Here is a 15,648-nt window from a genome sequence, read left to right as displayed (position 1 = left end):
CTGTTCGCGTGCTTCCTGACTCTGAGTATAGTGGCAGTATTGCAGATCGGGGGCGGGAATCCGAGGGCCGGCGTGCAGTGGGCGGTGGAATGCCTATAGAATAGGCGATCCGCCGACCCCGCCTGATGGCCTCGCGACCCTGGAGTACTGCATGCACATCACCCGTTACACTGACTATTCCCTGCGCGTGTTGATTTACCTGGCCGTGCAAGGGGATCGCCTGGCCACCATTCAGGAAATCGCGGACAGCTACGAAATCTCCAAGAATCACCTGATGAAGGTGGTGCACCAGCTCAATAAGCGTGGCTACGTCGAAACCATCCGGGGCAAGAACGGCGGCATGCGGCTGAACCGGGTGCCGGAGGAGATTAACGTCGGGATCTTGGTGCGGGAAACCGAGCAGGATCTGGACCTGCTGGAATGCTTTTCCTCCAAGGATACCTGCAAGATCACGCCGGTGTGCGGTCTGAAGCCAATGTTCGCCGAGGCGCTGGAAGGCTTCCTCGGCGTACTGGATCGCTACACCCTGGCCGACGTGATTCAGGCGCCACACCGGCCACAGCTGTTGCGCCTGCTTCAGATGGCCTGAGCCGGAGGCTCGCGCCGCAGCCGTGCCCGCAGCCGGTCCGGCAGCGAGTAGTGCAGGATCCGGCGCAATACCGTGGCGTACTGCCGGCTGAAGCGTCCGGTGTTGTAGGGGATGCCGTAGCGCTCGCACACCGCCTGAACCCGTACCGAGATTTCCGGGTAACGGTGTGCCGGCAGGTCTGGAAATACGTGGTGCTCGATCTGGTAGCTGAGGTGGCCGCTGAGGATATGCAACCAGCGGCCCCCCGTGAAGTTGGAGGAACCGGTCAGCTGGCGCAGGTACCAGTGGCCGCGACTCTCATGCACGCATTCGGCCTCGGTGAAGGTTTCCGCGTCGGCCGTGAAGTGGCCGCAGAAGATCACCGTGCTGGCCCAGAGGTTGCGGATCAGGTTGGCGCAGGCGTTACCGGCCAGGACCACCGGTGCCACCGGCAGTGTCAGCAGCGGAAAAAACACATAGTCCTTGAACGCCTGGCGGCCGCCCTTGCGCAGGAATGCCTTCAGAAACGGCCACTTGTCCCGCCAGCGGAGTTCCCGCCGGCGCAGCTTCTCACTCTCCAGCTCATGCAGCCCCACGCCCCACTGGAAAAACACGCTCAGCAACACGTAGTTCATGAACTGCAACGCGTGCCAGGGTTGCCAGGGCTCCTCGTCGGTCAGCCTCAGGACGGCGTAGCCGTAATCCCGGTCCTTGCCGATGATGTTGGTGTAGGTGTGGTGCTCGTAGTTGTGGGTCCGGCGCCAGGAGTCGCCGGTACAGACGGTATCCCACTCATAGCGCTGGGAGTTCAGGGTGGGATCGTTCATCCAGTCGTACTGGCCGTGCATGACATTGTGGCCGATCTCCATGTTTTCCAGAATCTTGGCCAGCGCCAGCGAGACGGTTGCCGCCACGAACACCGGAGGCAGGAAACCAAGGGGCATCAGCACGCGCCCGCCGAGTTCCAGGGTCCGGTGCAGGCGCACCATGCCGCGGATGTAACGGGCATCGCGTTCGCCCAGGTCGGCCAGAACCTCGTCTCGGATGGCATCCAGATCCCGGGCCAGGGCCTGAAGTTGCGTGTCGGACAGTGTTGGCATCAGGGACTCCTTGCGGCCATCGGTGTGGCCGTGTTGCGTGACAGGTGAGGTCAAAGTTCCAGGGTGACCGGGCCGGCCGGGACGGAAACGCACAGTTGCACGGTCTCCTCGCCAGGCCCGGACGGTTTGCCGGTCAGCCGGTTGAGTACGGTGCCTCCGGTTTTGCGACAGCTGCATTGATGACAGATCCCCATACGACAGCCGTAGCGCGGGTTGAGGCCGGCGGCTTCGGCCAGTGCCAGCAGGCTGGCATCGCCGGTGGCATCGACGCTAACGCCGGCCCGCCGGAAGGTGACGGTGCCGCCGGTGGTGCCGGGGGCCAGCGCCCGGGCCGGGCCGACACTGAAACTGGCTCGACGGATCTGCGACGATCGCAGCCCGCGCTGAAGCAACTGTGACTCGGCCAGCTCCATCAGCCCCTGGGGACCGCACAGGTAGACCTGCCGGGCCTTGAGCCCGGGCACCGTGTCCAGGTGCGCGTCGCCGAGATGCCGGGATGAGCGGGGACCGTCGTCGGTGACGATGGTTACGGTCAGGGCCGGTGAGCGGGCGTCGAGAGCCCGTAGTCGCTCGGCAGCGATAACATCCGCCGGGGTACGGACGCAGTAGATGAGGGTCATGGGCACGCGGGCGTCCCCGGCCACCAGGGTTTCCAGCTGGCTGAGAATGGGTGTGATGCCGCTGCCGCCGGCAATGAACAGCAGCGGTTGCGCCGGCTCCGGCAACAGGAAATCACCGAAGGCCTCGCCCAGGGCCAGAGTCTGGCCTGGAGTCAGGTGCTGGTGCAGCCAGGGCGTGACCCGGCCACCCGGCTGCCGCTTGATGGTCAGGGTGATCCGCCCCTGCCGCTGCCACAGCGTCGGCGGGCTGGACAGGCTGAACGTGCGGTGGTGACGGACACCGTCGATGTCGACACCGACGGTAACGTGCTGGCCGGCCTGGAAACCGGCCCAGCGCCGGGCCGGACGCAGGGTGAAGGTCAGCGTGTCGGCGGTCTCCCGCTCGACCCGTTCCACCTGGGCCGGTGTGTACGCCTGTACCCATAGAGGGTTGACGGACGCCAGCAGGGGGTCCAGCCAGGCACCGGGGTTGTCCTGGTTGGCGAGCTGGCGCCCGAGCCAGAGAACGGTGCGGCGGGTGGCCGCGGATAGCGATGTTGAGATGGGCATGGATGTCTCTCCATGAAAGCTGCTTGTGTACGACTGTTCACCAATGTGTACGAGTGTACACATGAGGCTGTGCGCGGCAACCGCAGGTGTCGACTTGGCGTGAAATGACAAGGCCGCTGGCGATGGCTCCGGACAAATGTGTACACTTGTGGCCTTGATGCGGGAGCGGATGGAGAGAATGGCGGAACGACAGCGGCGAAAACCCGGGGAGACCCGGGAAAAACTGATGCAGGCGGCTCTGACCCTGGTCGGCAAGGGGCGGCACTTCGCCAGCCTGGGGATTCGCGAGGTGACCCGACAGGCGGGAGTGGTGCCCACCTCTTTCTATCGCCACTTCCGCAACATGGACGATCTGGGCCTGCAGCTGGTGGACGAACTGGGGTTGGTGCTCCGGCGCATGATGCGCGAAGCCCGGGCCAACGGCTTGCAGGCGGACAAGCTGATTGACGAATCGGTCGCCATCTTCGTGGCGCACGTGCAGGCCAACCGCAGTTTCTTCCTGTTCATGGCCCAGGGGTTGGCGGGCGAGAGCCGGGCGGTGCGGGAGGCCATTCGCGGCGAAATGCGGTTTTTTGCCAGTGAACTGGGCAACGATCTGCGGCGGTTGCAGTTGATGCCTCACCTGAACGACGCGGACCTGGCGCTGGCCTGTGACTTGGTGGTTCGGACCGTGGCCTTCAGCCTGACCGACCTGCTCGGGGTGTCCCCGGACGATGACTACCAGGTGGGTGAGATCCGCCGGCGGACCACCCGCTTCCTGCAGATGGTTCTGGTGGGCGCGTCCCACTGGCAGAGTGACCGGGCCTAGGGCCCGGCCGTGTCAGCGGCGCTTGCGGGCCCGGGATTTTGCCGGTGGGGATGGCGGCAGCAACAGCGACTCCAGCTCCGTCAGGGCCTCGCCGGTGTAGACCGCCAGTTTCTGCATGCTGGGCAGTGTGTCCCGGCAGCCGGTATAGCCGAAATTCAGCGACCCGGCATAGCTGAGGCAGGTCACGTTGAGCGCGCCGCCGTGGGCGATCAGCGACACCGGGTACATGGCCTCGAGCTTCGCCCCTTCGTAGTACAGCGTCTGGCCTGGCCCGGGCACATTGGAAATGGTGACGTTGAACACCGGGCGCATGCGCCCGCCAAGGCCCGACATCAGTTGCAGAATGTAGGGGGACATCAGCAGCATGGTGTACTGGGTCAGGGCGCTGCGGGGCAGTTTTTGCAGGTGCTCCTTGGCCCGGCGGGTGGAGGTTTTGATCTGCTGCAGCCGGTTCAGGGGCTCCGCCTCGTTGGTGGCCAGGGAGGCGATCATGAAGCTGATCTGGGTTCCGGTGCCTTGGTCATCGGCCGGCCGGATGTTGACCGGAATGCCGGCGGTGAGCGGTGCCTCCGGCAGGTTGTCCTGCTCCAGCAGGAAGCGGCGCAGGGCGGTGCCGCACAGGTACAGCACGATGTCGTTGAGGGACGCGCCGGAGACCTTCGACAAGGCCTTGAGCCGCTCCAGACGGTACTGCTGGGTGGCAAAGCGGCGCTGGGCGGTGACTCGATGGTTGAGCACCGACACCGGCCCGGTAAACGGCGCGGTCAGGCCGTCCTCGGGATGGCGCACGGAGTGCACCAGGCGGCTGGCCGCCTGCCACAGCCGGGGCGCCATGTCCGCCTGCAGCTTGAGGGCATCCATGGCCTGGGAAAAGGCGGCCGGAATGCTGGCGTCCGGGTCCGTTTTGCTGCCGCGGCGCTGCTGCGGCCGGACCGTCCAGGGGGGCGGCATGTCACGCCGGTCCGGATCGGTGGTCAGCACCCGTTGCATCAGGCGGACGCCGCTGATGCCATCGATCATGGAGTGGTGCATCTTGGTGTAAAGCGCGAACCGGTTGTTCTCCAGCCCCTCGATGACATGGCACTCCCACAGGGGCCGGGAAAAGTCCAGGTGATTCGAGTGCAGCCGGGAGATCAGGACGCCCAGCTCCCGCTCGCCTCCGGGGCGGGGCAGGGCGGAATGGCGCACGTGGTAATCCAGGTCGATGTGTTTGTCGGGGACCCAGTACGGGGCGACCAGGCGCCCGAGGAAGCCGGGCCAAGCCAGCTTGCAGCCCCAGGGGGGCGCCACGTCGCCGGCTTCCTTCATCCGGCTGACCATGTCGCGCAGAAAGGTTTCGGGAGCGCCCTCGGGCAGTGAGAAAATCTGCAGGGTGCCGACATGCATCGGCGTGTCTTCGGATTCCACCGCCAGCCATGAGGCGTCCAGCGTGCCCAGACGTTTCATTCCTTGTTGTACTCCGCCAGTCGATTGTTCATTGTTTGCCACCAGTATACTGGTATCCGCCGGCATGCACGATGTGAAGCATGCTAAAGTTTCCCGTTCCTTGCGAGGTTTCACGGTCAGCCAGAGGAGAGTCCCATGCAGTTTCTCAACGGCATTACCCTGCTGCTTGTCTACCAGTTGGTGGGTGAGGTGGTGGTCCGCCTGCTTGATGTGCCGATTCCCGGTCCGGTACTGGGGATGGTGATGCTGTTCGTGACCCTGGCGATCCGGGGCGCCACGCCGGAGCCGGTGGCCCAGGCCTCCAACGCCCTGCTGAGCCACCTGTCCCTGCTGTTCGTGCCGGCGGGCGTCGGGATGATGGTGCATTTCGACCGCATCGCCGCGGAATGGCTGCCGATCACCCTGGCACTGCTGATCAGCACCCTGGTGACCATGGCGGCAACGGCCCTGATCATGCAGTTCACCACCCGCTGGCTGGTCGGCCATCGGGAACGGGAGGGGCAGGACCATGGTTGAGCACGGCCTGACGGATATCTGGGTTTACCTGTCGGCGTCGCCGCTGCTGGGCCTGACCATGACGCTGGTGGCCTACGGCCTGGCACACCGGCTGTACCTGAGGGCCCGGGCCAATCCGCTGGTGAATCCGGTGGTGGGGTCGGTGGCGCTGCTGATCACGGTGCTGATGGCCACCGGCACCTCCTACGAGGATTATTTCGAGGGGGCCCAGTTCGTCCACTTTCTGCTGGGGCCGGCCACCGTGGCACTGGCGGTGCCCCTGTATCAGCAGCTCTCGCGTCTGCGCCAGCTTTGGTTGCCGGTGGCCATTTCCCTGCTCAGCGGCGTGGTGATCGCCGCCGGCAGTTCCATCTGGCTGGCCCGGCTGTTCGGCGGTTCCCGGGAAATTCAGATGTCCCTGGCGCCGAAATCGGCGACCGCGCCGGTGGCCATGGGCATTGCCGAGAAAATCGGCGGGCTGCCGTCCCTGACCGCGGTGCTGGTGGTGCTCACGGGTGTGACCGGGGCGGTGCTGGGAACCAAGCTGTTCGACTGGCTGCGGGTGCGGGATGACTCGGTGCGGGGCATCGCCATGGGGGTTGCCGCCCATGGCATTGGTACGGCCCGGGCGTTTCAGGTCAGCCCCCAGATGGGGGCCTTTTCCGGGCTGGCCATGGCCTTGTCGGCCTTCGCGACCGCCCTTCTGGTGCCGTGGCTGGTGGACTGGATGGCGGTGCTTCTGGCCTGAGTCCCGGGCCCGTCCTGGGTCAGTGGGAGACGAGCTCGTCCTCGTCTTCCAGTTTCCTGGGCGGGCAGTGGTATTCCTCCACCACGGTACCGTCGTCCACACTTTCCAGGTGCACGTCAAAGCCCCACAGGCGGTGCAGGTGCCGCATCACTTCCTCGGTATCTTCGCCCAGGGGGACGCGGTTGACCGGGGTGTGGCGCAGCGTCAGTGACCGGTCGCCCCGGATGTCCACGTTCCAGACCTGGATGTCCGGCTCGCGGTAGCTGAGGTTGTACTGCCGTGCCAGCTTCTCCCGCAACGGGCGATAACCCGGGTCGTCGTGGATGGCGGTGACCGTGTAATGGTCTTCCTGGTCGTCGTTCTCAATGGCGAACAGTTTCAGGTCGCGCATCACCTTGGGTGAAAGGAACTGCTGGATGAAGCTTTCGTCCTTGAAGTTCCTCATCGCGAAGTGCACCGTCTCCAGCCAGTCCGAGCCGGCGATGTCGGGAAACCACAGGCGGTCCTCGTCGGTGGGCGCCTCGCAGATCCGGCGCAGGTCGCTGAAGATGGAAAAACCCAGAGTGTAGGGGTTGATGCCGGAATACCAGGGGCTGTTGAACGGCGGCTGATAGATCACGGCGGTGTGGCTTTGCAGGAACTCCAGCATGAAGCCGTCGGTGACCAGGCCCTTTTCATAGAGCCGGTGCAGCAGGGTGTAGTGCCAGAAGGTGGCCCAGCCCTCGTTCATGACCTGGGTCTGGCGCTGAGGGTAGAAGTACTGGGCCAGTTTGCGCACAATCCGGACGATTTCCCGCTGCCAGGTTTCCAGCAGGGGCGCGTTTTTCTCGATGAAATACAGCAGGTTTTCCTGGGGTTCCTCCGGGAAACGCTTCTGTCGGCGCACTGGGTCGTCCTCCCCGTCCAGCCTGGGAATGGTGCGCCACAGGTCGTTGATGCGCCGCTGCTGGTATTCTTCCCGCTCCTTCTGGCGCCGGGCTTCCTCGGCCGCGGAGATGGGCGAGGGACGTTTGTAGCGGTCGACGCCGTAGTTCATCAGGGCGTGGCAGGAGTCCAGGGTCTGCTCCACCGCGTCCACCCCGTAACGTTCCTCGCACTCGGCCACGTAATTTCGGGCGAAGACCAGGTAGTCGATGATGGCGCTGGCGTCGGTCCAGGTGCGGAACAGGTAGTTGCCCTTGAAGAAGGAGTTGTGGCCGTAGCTGGCGTGGGCGATCACCAGCGCCTGCATGGGCAGGGTGTTTTCCTCCATCAGGTAGGCGATGCAGGGGTTGGAGTTGATCACGATTTCGTAGGCCAGCCCCATCTGGCCGCGCTGGTAGCCCTTGGCGGTGTTGAGGAACTGCTTGCCGAACGACCAGTGATGGTAGCCGATGGGCATGCCCACCGAGCTGTAGGCGTCCATCATCTGCTCGGCACTGATCACCTCAATCTGGTTGGGGTAGGTGTCCAGGCCAAACTCCTCGGCGCAGCGGGCGATTTCCTCGTCGTAGCGCTGGATCAGCTCGAAGGTCCACTCGGAGGTGGTGGAAATCGGCTCCGGAGCCTTGCGGGGCGTGCTCCGGGGAGCATTCGGGCGGTCGATGAGATCACTCATGCGGCTTTCCTCTCGAACAACTGACGGAAGACCGGGTAGATTTCACCCGGGTCCGAAATCTGCTGCATGGCAAAGCTCTGGGGGAAGCGCTCCATGATCTTCTCGTATTCGTACCAGAGCATCTGATGGTCCTGTGGGGTGATCTCCACATAGGCGTAGTACTGCACCAGGGGCAGGATGCTATCGGCCAGCAGCTTGCCACAGATGGGGGAGTCGTCGTTCCAGTTGTCGCCGTCGGACGCCTGGGCGGCGTAGATGTTCCACTCCGCCGGCGAGTAGCGGGACTCGATGATCTTTTGCATCAGCTTCAGCGCGCTGGACACGATGGTGCCGCCGGTCTCTCGGCTGTAGAAGAATTCCTGCTCGTCCACTTCCTTGGCACTGGTGTGGTGTCGGATGAACACCACGTCGATCTTCTTGTAGTTCTTCTTCAGGAACAGGTAGAGCAAAATGAAGAAGCGCTTGGCGATGTCCTTGTGCATCTGGGTCATGGAGCCGGAGACGTCCATCAGGCAGAACATCACGGCGCTGGTCGCGGGCTGGGGCTGCTTGACGTGCTGGCGGTAGCGCAGGTCGATCTCGTCGATGAACGGGATACGCCGCACATTGGCCTTCAGTTGCCGGATTTCCTCCTCCAGAGCCTGGATCTGATCCTGATGGCTGAAGGCCGGGTCCAGCTCCGCCGGCGCGGCCTTCAGCTCGGCCAGCTGGGCTTCCAGATCCCGGATCTTTTTCTTGCGGGCGCCGCCCAGGCCGAGCCGGCGGGCATGGGCGCCCCGCAGCGAGCGCACCACGTCCAGTTTGGCCGGCACGCCCTGGCTGGTGAAACCGGCGCGGACGTATTTGAACGCCTCGGTGTCTTTCAGCTTTTTGCGCGCCAAGTTGGGCAGCTCCAGGTCATCGAACAGGAAGTCCAGAAATTCCTCCTGGGTGATCTGGAAGGCGAATTCGTCCATGCCCTCGCCGTCCGGGCTGGCCTGGCCCTGGCCGCTACCCTGGCCACCGCCGCCCTCCGGTTTGGGAATGGTGTCGCCGGCCACGAATTCCTGATTGCCGGGGTGGACCACCTCGCGGCGGCCGCCCGGGCCATGGTGGAACACCGGTTCATCGATGTCCCGGGTTGGTATGCTGACTTTCTCTCCCCGTTCGACGTCCGTGATGGAGCGCTGATGCACCGCGTCCGCCACCGCTTTTTTGATGTGGTGGCGGTAGCGGCGCAGGAACCGCTCCCGGTTCACCGCGCTCTTGTTCTTGCCATTCAGTCGTCGGTCGACGATGTGAGTCGTACCCATGATGCTACTCCTGTCAGCGAGTGGTCACTGACTCAGTGAGACTTGCGAACACGCAGGTACCATTCGGCGAGCAAACGGACCTGTTTCTCGGTATAGCCTCGTTCGACCATGCGTTCGACGAACTGCTTGTGTTTCTTCTGGTCTTCCTGACTGGCTTTGGGGTTGAAGGAGATGACCGGCAGCAGGTCCTCGGTGTTGGAGAACATTTTTTTCTCGATCACGCTGCGCAGCTTCTCGTAGCTGAGCCAGGACGGGTTGCGGCCCTGATTGTTGGCCCGGGCCCGCAGCACGAAGTTGACCACCTCGTTGCGGAAGTCCTTCGGGTTGCTGATGCCGGCCGGCTTCTCGATTTTCTCCAGCTCGTCGTTGATGGACGCGCGGTCGAGGATTTCGCCGGTTTCCGGGTCCCGGTACTCCTGATCCTGAATCCAGAAGTCGGCATAGGTGACGTAACGGTCGAACAGGTTCTGACCGTATTCGCTGTAGCTTTCCAGATAGGCGGTCTGAATTTCCTTGCCAATGAACTGGACATAGTGGGGCGCCAAGTATTCCTTGATGAAGCGCAGGTACTTCTCCTGAATTTCGGTGGGGAACTGCTCCTGTTCGATCTGCTTTTCCAGCACATAGAGCAGGTGCACCGGGTTGGCGGCCACTTCGGTGGTGTCGAAGTTGAACACCTTGGACAGAATCTTGAAGGCGAAGCGGGTGGACAGGCCGTCCATGCCTTCCATCACCCCGGCGGCGTCCCGGTACTCCTGAATGGACTTGGCCTTGGGATCGGTGTCCTTGATGTTCTGGCCGTCGTACACCTTCATCTTGGAGTAGATGCTGGAGTTTTCCGGTTCCTTGATCCGCGACAGCACCGAGAACTGCGCCAGCATGTCCAGGGTATCCGGAGCGCAGGGCGCGCCGGCCAGGGAACTGTTGGTGAGCAGTTTCTTGTAGATCTGAATCTCCTCGGTGACCCGCAGGCAGTAGGGGACCTTGACGATGTAGACCCGGTCCAGGAAGGCCTCGTTGTGCTTGTTGTTACGGAAGGTCTGCCACTCGGACTCGTTGGAATGGGCCAGGATCACGCCGTCAAACGGCACCGAGCCCATGCCTTCGGTGGTGTTGTAGTTGCCCTCCTGGGTGGCGGTGAGCAGCGGATGCAGCACCTTGATCGGTGCCTTGAACATCTCCACGAACTCCAGCAGCCCCTGGTTGGCTTTGCACAGGCCGCCGCTGAAGCTGTAAGCGTCGGGGTCGTCCTGGGAGAAGTCCTCCAGCATGCGGATGTTGACCTTGCCCACCAGAGCCGAAATGTCCTGGTTGTTGTCGTCACCCGGTTCGGTCTTGGCCACGCCGATCTGGTCCAGAACCGAGGGGTATTTCTTGACCACCCGGAACTGGCTGATGTCACCGCCGAATTCATGCAGGCGCTTCACCGCCCAGGGCGACATGATGGAGTTCAGATAGCGCCGGGGGATGCCGTACTCGTCCTCAAGGATGTCGGCGTCCTCCGCCGGGTCGAACAGCCCCAGGGGCGACTCGTTCACCGGCGACCCCTTGATCGCGTAGAAGGGCACTTTCTGCATCAGGGCCTTGAGCTTTTCCGCCAGCGAGGACTTGCCGCCGCCGACCGGGCCCAGCAGGTACAGGATCTGTTTCTTCTCTTCCAGCCCCTGGGCGGCGTGCCGGAAGAAGGACACGATGTTCTCCACGGCGTCTTCCATACCGTAGAACTCGGAGAATTCGGGGTATCGCTTGATGACCTTGTTCGAGAAGATGCGTGACAGCCGGGGGTCACGGGAGGTGTCGACCAGTTCTGGTTCGCCGATGGCGATTAACATGCGTTCCGCGGCGGTGGCATAGGCCGTCCGATCTTTTTTGCAGATCTCCAGGTATTCCTCGAGGGAGTATTCTTCCTCTTTGGTCGCCTCATACCGTTCTTTGAAATGCTGCAGTATGCTCATAGATATTCCCTCGCTCGCTGTTGCTCAGCTGTTCAGTTCACGCAGTTCCCTCGTTGCTGTTGGCGCCGCCGTTCCCGGCGGTGGTTCGTTAGGTTGTGTCCGGAAGGGTTAGATACTCACGAGCACAGGTGACCACTGCCGACCATCCCGCTCGCTTAATTTGAGCTTAGTTCACGTTCTGCAAATTCGACAGCAAGGGATTGGTATAGGTTCATTAAATCGTGGTATGCGATGCGCGGATGTGTCGCCACGCCCGCGGGCCACGGCAGGGGCAGCCCCGGCCCAGCGGCGGGGCGCCTGGAGATGGACTCAGCGCCGCGTCAGGCGGAAAACGCTCTCGGTGGCCTCGGCCAGGCCACGACGCTTGGCGAAGGGGTGGTCGTTGCCGAGGTTGTTGGTCAGGATCGGCTCGATGTCGTAATCCTGGCCGTACAGTTCCCGGACTTCGTCGTCACTGACATTGAACGGCGGCCCCTGGATGTTGGCCCGGTAATCCAGAGTGATCAGCAGGATTCGTGTGCCTTCGGGCAGGATGGCGGTCAGGTGCGCCACGTAGCGACGACGCATTTCGGGAGGCAGCGCGATGAGGGCGGCCCGGTCGTAGACCAGTCGCACGTGCTTGACGTCGTCCGGCACCAGCTGGAAAAAGTCGCCACACCACAGCTGCAGGTCATCGTGCCGGAACCGGGTGAACGGCTCGCCCGGATGGACCTGGGCCTTTTCGCCCGCTTCCTCGAAGAAATCCTTGCAAGCGATGTCGCTCAGTTCCACGCCGATGATGGGGTGCCCGCGGTCGTGCAACCACCACATATCGTGGGATTTGCCGCACAGGGGGACCAGCACCGTGTCGGTGCGCGTGCCGGCCAGCTCGGGCCAGTGGTCGTGCAGGTACTGGTTGACGGTACCCTCGTGAAAGCCGATTTCATTGTTCGCCCAGCGCTGGTGCCAGAATTCGTGTTCCATGGGATCTCCTTCGTTCCGCTGGTTTGGAGGTTTCCCCCAGTCTACCGTAATCTGTCCGATTCATGACCGTGGAGGAAAACATGAACGCCGTATTCCTGGATGCACGTACCCTGGGCAATGACGTTGACCTGTCTCCGATCGAGGCCGTGACCGGCCCTCTGACCCGTTATGACCAGACCCGGCCGGACCAGGTTCTGGAGCGCATCCGGGGCTTTGATACCGTGCTGGTGAACAAGGTGGTGCTGACCCGGTCCCATTTTGAGGCCTGCCCGGAGCTGAAACGCATAGCCGTGGTGGCCACCGGCGTGAACAACATCGACATGGCCGCCGCCGGTGAGCTCGGCATCCAGGTCATGAACGTGACCCACTATGGCCGCTCGACGGTGGCCCAGCACACCATGGCGCTGATCCTGGCTCTCGCCACCCGGCTGCTGGACTACGACCGGGACGTGCGCGCCGGGCGTTGGGCGAGCAGCGACAGCTTCTGCCTGATGCACCACCCGATCCTGGAGCTCGAGGGCCGGACCCTGGGCATCATCGGCTACGGTGACCTGGGGCAGGGCGTGGCCGAACGGGCCCGGGCCTTTGGTATGAACATCCTGCTCGGGGCCCGGCCAGGGCAGCCCCCGGGCGAGGTGGACGGATACCCCCGCCTGCCCCTGGAGGCGCTGCTGCCCCGGGTGGATGTGTTGTCGCTGCACTGCCTGCTGACCGACGACACGCGCAATCTGATGGGTGCGCGCGAGCTGGCCATGATGAAAAAGGACGCGCTGCTGATTAACACCAGCCGGGGCGGGTTGGTGGATGAGCAGGCTCTGGCCGACGCGTTGCGGGCCGGCAACCTCGGTGGCGCGGGGGTGGACGTGCTCACCGAGGAACCGCCACGCAATGGCAACCCGTTGCTGGCCGCCGACATCCCCAATCTGATCGTCACGCCCCACTCGGCCTGGGCCAGCCGGGAAGCCCGGCAGCGCATCGTGGACATCACCGCCCGTAATCTCGCCGCCGGAGCCTGAGCGCCGGACAAATGCGCCGGAACCGGCCATACTTGACGGCAGCCGGCCCCGGCGGCCGATGGCACAGGCACTGCAACAGGATGTGACGTGGCTTCATTTCAATTCCGAGAACGACTGCAAGCGGCCGAGGACTGGATCCTGGCCAACCCCAATCCACCCCAGCACTGGCCCTGGACCTGGCTGTACAAAGTCGGCCGTTCCCTCTATGCGCTGGTCCGGGATGTGCTCAGTGGCCAGCTGACCCTGCACGCCATGAGCCTGGTCTACACCACGCTGCTGAGCATCGTGCCGCTGCTGGCCCTGAGCTTCTCGGTGCTCAAGGCGCTGGGCGTGCACCAGCGCATGGAGCCCTTCCTGTTCCAGTTCTTCGAGCCGATGGGCCCCCAGGGCGTGGAGGTGGCCGAGCGCATCCTGGGGTTCGTGGACAACATGAAGGTGGGGGTGCTCGGCTCCGTGGGCCTGGCGCTGCTGGTGTACACGGTGATTTCCCTGGTTCAGAAGATTGAGCGCTCCTTCAACATGATCTGGCGGGTGCCGGACATGCGCTCCATGGCCCAGCGTTTTTCCAATTACCTCAGCGTGATCATGGTGGGCCCTTTGTTGATGGTGTCGGCGATCGGCGTCACCGCCACGATTTTCTCGTCCCGGGCGGTGCAGGCGCTGATGGCCATCGAGCCGTTCGGGTCGGTGTTGCTGGCGGTCAGCAAATTCACGCCGTTTTTCCTGGTGGTGGGCGCCTTCACCTTTGTCTACGTGTTCATCCCTAATACCCGGGTCAAGCTGCGCTATGCCTTCATCGCCGGGGTGGTGGCCGGGGTTACCTGGCAGGCAGGGGGCATGCTGTTCGCGTCCTTTGTTGCCGGCTCCGCCAAGTACGCTGCCATCTACTCCAGCTTCGCCATCGGCATCGTCCTGCTGATCTGGATCTACGTGAACTGGATGATTCTGCTGCTGGGGGCCAGTCTGGCCTTTTACCTCCAGAATCCGGGGGCGGTGGCCAAGCGCCGCCGGGTGGAGCTGGCCCCCGAGCTGCAGGAGAAAGTCGGGCTGGCACTGATGTGGCTGGTGTCCCGGCCGTTCAGCGAAGGCCGTCCGGCGCCCCAGCAGGAAGTGCTGGAGCATCAGCTGCGTGTGCCTGGAGAGGTGACCCGGAAAATCAGCGACAAGCTGATCCGGGCCGGCTTGCTGACCCTGGCGGGACGCCAGGGGGACTGTCTGGTGCCCGGCCGGGCGCTGGAGCGGATTACGGTGGCCGATATACTCGCGGCGGTGCGCCGGGACGAGGACCGGGTGGTGGATCGGCTGCCGTCCGAGGTGCCCCGCACGCTGTACGAGGCCTCCGGCAGCGGCGCCTCGGTGTCTCTGGCGTCCCTGCTGGCGGGCGCTGGCGAGGCTAGCCCTCCTGGAGTATCTGGCGAAGCGCCTTGCGCACCTGGGCAAACGTCTCGTCACCGAGACTGACCAGGGCGCGCAGCTCATCTTCGCCGAGGTTGCGCTGATGGGCGTTCCGAAGCACCTCCCGGGTGCCCATCAGCATGCCGTCGCTGAGCGCGGTGTTGGGCTGGTCGGGCGCGGGGCGCTCTGCCGTCAGCAGCAGGGCGTGGTACTTGGGCGGCAGGCTCCATTCGTTGGCGAGCAGCTGGCAGGTCGCCCACTGATAGCAGGCGATGGCATGCCGGACCAGGGCCGGTTCCAGTTCACGCCCATCCGGGCCTGACGGGCACAATCGCGCCAGTTCGCGGCGCAGGGTGAGGTAGGCCAGGGCCGGCAGCAGGCCCACCATGAAATGGGCGCTGGCGTCCTGGTTCCGCGACCGGGCGATGATTTCCGAGGCGCGGGCACAGGCCAAGCCCCAGAGCCAGCAGCGGCGGGCGAACAGGGCCTCGCGGCTGTTGCGGGCCGCCATCATCGGACGCATGAGCGTCGCCGAGATGACATCCCGGATGCCTTCGATACCCAGCAGGAACACCGCCTGGTCCACCGATTCGATGGTGTGATCCGGAGGCCGGAAGTAGGGGCTGTTGGCCACCTGAAGCAGCTGGTCGGTCAGCGCCGGGTCCTGCAGGATGGTGTCGGTCAGGGCTTGGCGGCCGGTGTTCTCGTCGGACAGGGCTCGCATCAGCATGGGCAGGCTCAGGGGGCGGCGCGGCAGCTCTTCCAGGGTTCCGGCGCGCAGGCGCTGGCCCAGCCGTTCCAGAACCCCCGCATGGGCACTGATGTCTGCCGTCAGTGCCCGGGGTTCGGTGTCGAGCAGCCAGCAAAACAGGTGGTGCTCCAGCTGATGGGCGTGATCGGGGGTATCGGATGCCTGCCCCCGGGGGGTGGGCACGGGGTTGAACAGGCGTGACTCCGGGGCCCGCTCCGCCGGCGGCGCCGCGGAGAACATGCCTGTCAGCCAGGAGATCCATCCAGGCATCCACTGCCTCCCATCGACCATGCGTGAAACGGTTTTGTCTGTATCGATAGGAGTATAGTGGGGCCCCCGCCAGTT

Annotated in this window: 14 protein-coding genes; 6 read left to right on the top strand and 8 right to left on the bottom strand. The window is 64.0% G+C overall.

Translation table 11 applies throughout. From position 1 onward, the window contains the following. The first annotated feature begins 151 nt into the window (after window positions 1-151). The gene (locus BTO32_RS10595) at window positions 152-589 is read left to right on the top strand and encodes an RrF2 family transcriptional regulator (protein ID WP_076724613.1); all 438 of its coding nucleotides are present in this window, start codon (window positions 152-154) and stop codon (window positions 587-589) included. On the opposite strand, the gene BTO32_RS10590 is transcribed toward BTO32_RS10595, so the two are convergent. Both BTO32_RS10590 and BTO32_RS10585 read right to left on the bottom strand, forming a co-directional pair. Then, the gene (locus tag BTO32_RS10590) at window positions 577-1,668 is read right to left on the bottom strand and encodes a fatty acid desaturase family protein (RefSeq protein WP_076724612.1); all 1,092 of its coding nucleotides are present in this window, start codon (window positions 1,666-1,668) and stop codon (window positions 577-579) included. The two genes, BTO32_RS10595 and BTO32_RS10590, sit on opposite strands and share 13 nt — an antisense overlap. 50 nt (window positions 1,669-1,718) lie before the next feature. Then, entirely contained in the window at window positions 1,719-2,837 is a 1,119-nt protein-coding gene (locus BTO32_RS10585; RefSeq protein ID WP_076724611.1) for a ferredoxin reductase, read from the bottom strand. 178 nt (window positions 2,838-3,015) lie between these two features. On the opposite strand from BTO32_RS10585, the gene BTO32_RS10580 reads away from it, so the two are divergent. Then, on the top strand, window positions 3,016-3,645 hold the full coding sequence (locus BTO32_RS10580) for a TetR family transcriptional regulator (RefSeq protein WP_076724610.1): 630 nt from the start codon (window positions 3,016-3,018) through the stop codon (window positions 3,643-3,645). Window positions 3,646-3,657: 12 nt separating this feature from the next. Here the strand turns inward: BTO32_RS10580 and BTO32_RS10575 are convergent, their stop codons facing one another. After that, on the bottom strand, window positions 3,658-5,091 hold the full coding sequence (locus BTO32_RS10575; protein ID WP_076724609.1) for a WS/DGAT/MGAT family O-acyltransferase: 1,434 nt from the start codon (window positions 5,089-5,091) through the stop codon (window positions 3,658-3,660). A 135-nt stretch (window positions 5,092-5,226) separates the two neighbouring features. Here BTO32_RS10575 and BTO32_RS10570 point away from each other — a divergent pair, with 135 nt between their 5' ends. Beyond that, entirely contained in the window at window positions 5,227-5,607 is a 381-nt protein-coding gene (locus tag BTO32_RS10570; protein WP_076724608.1) for a CidA/LrgA family protein, read from the top strand. After that, window positions 5,600-6,334 carry an LrgB family protein gene (locus BTO32_RS10565; RefSeq protein ID WP_076724607.1) on the top strand — a complete coding sequence of 245 codons (735 nt, stop codon included), beginning with the start codon at window positions 5,600-5,602 and terminating at the stop codon, window positions 6,332-6,334. Before BTO32_RS10570 ends, BTO32_RS10565 begins: the two co-directional genes overlap by 8 nt. Before the next feature lie 19 nt (window positions 6,335-6,353). Here the strand turns inward: BTO32_RS10565 and BTO32_RS10560 are convergent, their stop codons facing one another. The 4 genes from BTO32_RS10560 to tmpT all read right to left on the bottom strand — a co-directional run bounded on the left by BTO32_RS10560 (window position 6,354) and on the right by tmpT (window position 12,141). After that, window positions 6,354-7,931: a SpoVR family protein gene (locus BTO32_RS10560; RefSeq protein ID WP_076724606.1), complete on the bottom strand. Its 1,578-nt coding sequence runs from the start codon at window positions 7,929-7,931 to the stop codon at window positions 6,354-6,356. Beyond that, window positions 7,928-9,223 carry a YeaH/YhbH family protein gene (locus BTO32_RS10555; RefSeq protein WP_076724605.1) on the bottom strand — a complete coding sequence of 432 codons (1,296 nt, stop codon included), beginning with the start codon at window positions 9,221-9,223 and terminating at the stop codon, window positions 7,928-7,930. Before BTO32_RS10555 ends, BTO32_RS10560 begins: the two co-directional genes overlap by 4 nt. A 32-nt stretch (window positions 9,224-9,255) precedes the next feature. Next, on the bottom strand, window positions 9,256-11,178 hold the full coding sequence (locus tag BTO32_RS10550; protein WP_076724604.1) for a PrkA family serine protein kinase: 1,923 nt from the start codon (window positions 11,176-11,178) through the stop codon (window positions 9,256-9,258). Between the two features lie 309 nt (window positions 11,179-11,487). Beyond that, entirely contained in the window at window positions 11,488-12,141 is a 654-nt protein-coding gene (tmpT, locus tag BTO32_RS10545) for a thiopurine S-methyltransferase (RefSeq protein ID WP_076724603.1), read from the bottom strand. 80 nt (window positions 12,142-12,221) lie between these two features. Between tmpT and BTO32_RS10540 the strand changes: the two genes are divergently transcribed. Both BTO32_RS10540 and BTO32_RS10535 read left to right on the top strand, forming a co-directional pair. Continuing rightward, the gene (locus tag BTO32_RS10540; RefSeq protein ID WP_076725075.1) at window positions 12,222-13,157 is read left to right on the top strand and encodes a D-2-hydroxyacid dehydrogenase; all 936 of its coding nucleotides are present in this window, start codon (window positions 12,222-12,224) and stop codon (window positions 13,155-13,157) included. An 87-nt stretch (window positions 13,158-13,244) separates the two neighbouring features. Continuing rightward, a complete protein-coding gene (locus BTO32_RS10535) occupies window positions 13,245-14,618 on the top strand; it encodes a YhjD/YihY/BrkB family envelope integrity protein (protein WP_084206831.1) in 1,374 nt (457 codons plus the stop codon). Here the strand turns inward: BTO32_RS10535 and BTO32_RS10530 are convergent. Then, entirely contained in the window at window positions 14,551-15,573 is a 1,023-nt protein-coding gene (locus BTO32_RS10530) for an HDOD domain-containing protein (protein ID WP_076724602.1), read from the bottom strand. The two genes, BTO32_RS10535 and BTO32_RS10530, sit on opposite strands and share 68 nt — an antisense overlap. Window positions 15,574-15,648 lie beyond the last annotated feature (75 nt).

The organism is Marinobacter lutaoensis (assembly GCF_001981305.1).
Taxonomy (GTDB): domain Bacteria; phylum Pseudomonadota; class Gammaproteobacteria; order Pseudomonadales; family Oleiphilaceae; genus Marinobacter; species Marinobacter lutaoensis.
This window is presented reverse-complemented; position numbering and strand designations above follow the sequence as displayed.

Coding starts and splice junctions, on each gene's coding strand:
- BTO32_RS10530 (WP_076724602.1), bottom strand. CDS start 15,573: ATGCCTGGATGGATCTCCTGGCTGACAGGCATGTTCTCCGCGGCGCCG.
- BTO32_RS10540 (WP_076725075.1), top strand. CDS start 12,222: ATGAACGCCGTATTCCTGGATGCACGTACCCTGGGCAATGACGTTGAC.
- BTO32_RS10595 (WP_076724613.1), top strand. CDS start 152: ATGCACATCACCCGTTACACTGACTATTCCCTGCGCGTGTTGATTTAC.
- BTO32_RS10565 (WP_076724607.1), top strand. CDS start 5,600: ATGGTTGAGCACGGCCTGACGGATATCTGGGTTTACCTGTCGGCGTCG.
- BTO32_RS10560 (WP_076724606.1), bottom strand. CDS start 7,931: ATGAGTGATCTCATCGACCGCCCGAATGCTCCCCGGAGCACGCCCCGC.
- BTO32_RS10575 (WP_076724609.1), bottom strand. CDS start 5,091: ATGAAACGTCTGGGCACGCTGGACGCCTCATGGCTGGCGGTGGAATCC.
- BTO32_RS10585 (WP_076724611.1), bottom strand. CDS start 2,837: ATGCCCATCTCAACATCGCTATCCGCGGCCACCCGCCGCACCGTTCTC.
- BTO32_RS10570 (WP_076724608.1), top strand. CDS start 5,227: ATGCAGTTTCTCAACGGCATTACCCTGCTGCTTGTCTACCAGTTGGTG.
- BTO32_RS10590 (WP_076724612.1), bottom strand. CDS start 1,668: ATGCCAACACTGTCCGACACGCAACTTCAGGCCCTGGCCCGGGATCTG.
- BTO32_RS10580 (WP_076724610.1), top strand. CDS start 3,016: ATGGCGGAACGACAGCGGCGAAAACCCGGGGAGACCCGGGAAAAACTG.
- BTO32_RS10550 (WP_076724604.1), bottom strand. CDS start 11,178: ATGAGCATACTGCAGCATTTCAAAGAACGGTATGAGGCGACCAAAGAG.
- BTO32_RS10555 (WP_076724605.1), bottom strand. CDS start 9,223: ATGGGTACGACTCACATCGTCGACCGACGACTGAATGGCAAGAACAAG.
- tmpT (WP_076724603.1), bottom strand. CDS start 12,141: ATGGAACACGAATTCTGGCACCAGCGCTGGGCGAACAATGAAATCGGC.